This window comes from Streptomyces sp. NPDC052016 (genome assembly GCF_044548445.1).
Taxonomy (GTDB): Bacteria; Actinomycetota; Actinomycetes; order Streptomycetales; family Streptomycetaceae; genus Streptomyces.
On sequence record NZ_JBIUBX010000066.1, the window covers coordinates 1 to 2,917 of the forward strand.

General features: G+C 71.4%; 1 protein-coding gene. It reads right to left on the reverse strand.

The features are described from left to right. The coding region (locus ACIHAR_RS39650; protein WP_400024123.1) for an SDR family NAD(P)-dependent oxidoreductase at nt 1-2,875 on the reverse strand (2,875 nt) is incomplete at its 3' end. Nucleotides 2,876-2,917: the final 42 nt, after the last annotated feature.

The following is a 2,917-nucleotide window of genomic DNA, read 5'->3' on the forward strand; positions in this document are numbered from 1 at the left end:
CCCCACCCTCGGCCACCAGCCGCCACAACCCCTCCGGCGAATCCACCCCACCCGGATACCGGCACCCCATCCCCACCACCGCGATCGGCTCGTCCGCGGCAGCGGTGGACGTGACCGGCGCCCGGTTCGACGCAGCCGACTCGAAGGTCTGGCCGAACAGGTGGTCGGCGAGGGCGGCGGGGGTCGGGTAGTCGAAGACCAGGGTCGCCGGGAGCCGGAGACCCGTCACCGAGTTGAGCCGGTTGCGCAGCTCCACCGCGGTCAGCGAATCGAACCCCAGCTCCTTGAAGGCCCTCACCGGGTCGACCGCGTCCGCGGTGGCGTGGCCGAGAACGGTCGCCGCCTCGGCCCGCACCAGGTCCAGCAGGACGCGGGTCCGGTCCTCGTCGGCCAGGTCGGCCAGTCGTGCCGCGAGCGTGCCCGAACCCCGGCCGGAGTCGGCGCCGGGTCGCCGGACCGTCTGGCGCACGAGCCCCCGGAACAGCGGAGGAACGCTCGGCATCCGGCGTACCGCGCCGAGGTCGAGTGCCGCGGGGACCAGCAGCGGATCCGAAGAGGCCAGTGCCGCGTCGAACAGCTCCAGGCCGGCTTCGTTGCTCAGGGGCGCGATGCCGGACCTGGCGATGCGCTCACGGTCGGCGGCGTCCAGGGATTCCGCCATTCCGTCCTCCGCCCAGAGGCCCCAGGCGAGGGAGGTGGCCGGCAACCCCAACGACTGCCGATGCCAGGCAAGCGCGTCCAGAAACGTGTTCGCCGCCGCATAGTTCGCCTGACCCGCATTACCCACCAGACCAGCCACCGACGAGAACAACACAAAACGCGCCACCCCGTGATGCCACGTCAACCGATGCAGATTCCACGCCGCATCCACCTTCGCCCGCAACACACCCGCCAGACGATCCACCGACAACGACTGCACCGTCGCGTCATCCAACACACCCGCCGCATGCACCACACCCGACAACGGACGCTCCCCCACCACCCCGTCCAGCACACCCGCCAACGCATCGAAATCAGCAACATCACACGCCACCACCGACGCCGACGCCCCCAACCCCTCCAACTCCGCAACCAACTCACCCACACCCGGCGCAGCAGACCCACGACGACTCACCAACACCAGATGCCGCACCCCGTGCTCCGTCACCAGACGACGCGACACCAACCGCCCCAACGACCCCGAAGCACCCGTCACCAGAACAACACCCTCAGGATCAAACCCCGCCCCACCCACAGACGCCACACCCGCCCGCACCAACCGCGGCGCGAACACCACACCACCCCGCACCGCCACCTCGGGCTCACCCGAACCCAACACCCCGGGCACAGACGCCAACCCACCCTCGTCGACGTCGACGAGCCGGAACTGCCCGGGGTTCTCCGTACGGGCCGACCGGACCAGACCCCAGACAGGACTCTGGGCAAGGCTGCGGATGTTCTCCCCGGTCTCGAGGGCCACCGCGCCCTGGGTCACGATGATCAGCTCGCTCTCGGAGAGCCGTCCGTCGGTGAGCCAGTCCTGCAGCAGACCGAGCACCGTGCCGGCCAAATCATGCACGGCGTCTGGGGTTTCGGTGTCCGGTACGGGCAGTACCGCGACGACCCGCGCCGGCGGCCGGTCGGTCACCAGCGAGTCCAGGTCGGCGCGGCCATCGATGCCGAAGACGAGTTCCGCGGCGGCCTGCGAGTCATCCGCGTCGAGGGGGACTGGACTCCAAGCGACCCGGTATGGCACGGGTCCCACGGCAGTCGCCGCCTCCGCCCGGACGTCGAGCCTGTCGACGGTCGCGACCGGTGCGCCGGTCGTGTCGGCCAGCGCCAGGGACACGGAGTTCTGGCCGAGCTGTTCGATCCGCACACGCAGGGCCGTCGCACCGACGCTGTGCAGGGTGACGCCGGCGAACTCGAAGGGCACACGCAGAGGCCCGCTGTCCGCGTCCAGCAGCAGGGGGTGGAGGGCGGCGTCGAGCAGGGCCGGGTGAATGCCGAAACGGGCGGCCTCCGCGTGCAGCCGCTCCGGCAGTTCGACCTCGGCGAACAGGTCGTCACCGACCCGCCAGGCCGCACGCAGGCCACGGAACGCCGGACCGTAGCCGTACCCGAGACCGTCCAGGTGCGGGTACAGGTCCTCGACGTCGAGGGGAACGCCGTCGGCCGGAGGCCATGCCGTCGAGGGGGCGGCCACGGCCCCGGAGCCGGCCGATACGCGACCGCTCGCGTACTGGATCCACTCCTCGTCGCGGTGGGCGAAGACCGCGATGTGACGTCGGCCGTCCTGGTCCGCCTCGCTCGCCGTCAGGCGAAGGGCGACGGGCGAGGCTCCGGACAGGGTGAGAGGTGCCTGGAGGGTGAGTTCCTCGACCGTGGAGCAGCCGAGCTGCTCGGCGGCATGGCCGGCCAGCTCCAGGAACGCCGTGCCCGGAACGAGCACGGTGTCGCCGATCACGTGGTCGGCCAGCCAGGGGTGCGTCGACAGCGACAAGGTCGCCGTGAACTGCACCGCGTCCCGGCCCGGCTCACTGATCACCGCCGCCAGCAGTGGGTGATCCGCGGCGGTGAGTCCCAGCCCGGCCGCGTCCGCCGACCTCGGCGCGTCCAGCCAGAAACGCTCGCGCTGGAAGGCGTAGGTGGGCAGATCGGTGAGGTCCGTGTCGGTGCCGACGGCCGGCAGCAGGTGCGTCCAGTCGACCGTGACACCCCGCACGTACACGGCCGCCAGCGCCGACAGCAGCGTCCGCCGCTCGGGCCGCTCGCGCCGCAGAACCGGCACCACGGCAACCCGCTCCGCCTTCTCGGCCAGGCACTCCCGGGCAAGACCAGCGAGGGTGGCGTCCGGACCGAGCTCGACGAACACCGTCACACCCGCATCGGCCAACGCGGCCACACCATCGGCGAAACGCACCGCCGAGCGGGCCTG